General features: G+C 45.5%; 2 pseudogenes. Both read left to right on the top strand.

Annotated features, from left to right (window positions below):
• A pseudogene (locus KIV40_RS29550) lies at positions 1-984 on the top strand (NAD(P)/FAD-dependent oxidoreductase); the annotation flags it as partial.
• A 313-nt stretch (positions 985-1,297) separates the two neighbouring features.
• A pseudogene (locus KIV40_RS29545) lies at positions 1,298-1,491 on the top strand (hypothetical protein); the annotation flags it as partial.

The raw sequence follows: 1,491 nt of genomic DNA, 5'->3' as shown, positions 1-1,491 counted from the left end.
GTGAAATCTGCGCTCTCTCAATACACCAACTGGGATTTCATCTCTATGGTCAGCAAGTATGGCATTGAGTTTGAAGAGCGAGATCATGGGCAACTGTTCTGTGTGAATGACCACACCGCAAAAGACATCGTCAATATGCTGCTTGCAGAGTGTGATGATGCGGGTGTTCAGCAACGCTACCGTTGTGACGTTCACTCGATTGAAAAAACTGAGACAGGCTTCCAAATGCACCTCAACACTGATCTGGTTGAGTGTGAGTCGCTAGTTGTGGCGACAGGTGGTTTATCGATGCCTAAGCTGGGCGCAACGCCATTTGGCTATAAGATTGCGGAGCAGTTTGGCTTATCTGTGATGCCAACGTCTGCTGGTTTGGTGCCATTTACGCTGCATAAAGAAGATAAAGAGGACTTTGCCTAACTGTCTGGTATTGCGATCCCTGCTGAGATCACTGCGCAAGACGGTACTCTTTTCAAAGAAGCGCTGTTGTTTACCCATCGTGGTTTGTCGGGCCCTTCTGTTCTGCAAATCTCGTCTTTCTGGAAAGCAGGTCAAGCGGTTTCGATTAACCTAGTCCCTGAAGCGGATGTGGCTGAGCTGCTTGAGCGCTCACGTGAGAAGCACCCAAATCAGAGCCTAATGAGCACGCTTGCTAAGGTATTACCTAAGCGTCTGGTAGAGGCGTTGATTGAGCGTAAAGAGCTGCAAGACAAGCCGTTAAAGCAATTCAATGAGAAGCAGTTAGCGGCGGTGACTGAGCATCTAGAAAACTGGAAGATCGCACCGAATGGCACCGAAGGCTATCGCACTGCCGAGGTGACACTAGGCGGTGTCGACACCGATCACCTGTCATCAAAAACCATGGAGTGTAAAACAGTCTCGGGCTTGTACTTTGTCGGTGAAGTGATGGATGTGACAGGCTGGCTAGGTGGCTACAACTTCCAATGGTGCTGGAGCTCTGGTTTCGCAGCTGGCCAGTGGGTATAGCGGTCTAATCGCGAACTCAAACGCACATCTGCATGATAAATTAAGAAGATGAGTAAGACCTACTGAAAGGTTTTTACTCATCTTGCTGGCTTCCTCGCTCTCTTCTTCTTTTTCTCAAACGATAGACTTAAGTTATCGAATAACTAGCGCAACCCCCTATTTAATAATAAGTATTTCAATTTCTGGTGAGAGTTAATGTGAGACATTTGACTTAGAACAGATGAATTATTATTTAATATGGCGATAATGGCGTATATAATTTATTGAGTAGACAAACGGACGTAATAGGTATTGCTGACTGCAAATTAAGACAATGGATGCACCGCTAGATATGCAAATAGGTGCTAGATTTGATACGAAAAAACATGGTTATGTTACCGTTATAGAATACTACAATACTCATACCGTTATCGTTGCGTTTGAAAATACAGGTAATATTCGTGCTATTACAGCGGCGAAACTGCGCAGTGGTCAATTATCTGATCGCTCTGTTCCGCCTCAATCTAC

This window comes from Vibrio sp. D173a, assembly GCF_030248475.1.
The sequence above is the reverse complement of the archived record's forward strand: the minus strand, read 5'-3'. Positions and strand labels throughout refer to the sequence as shown.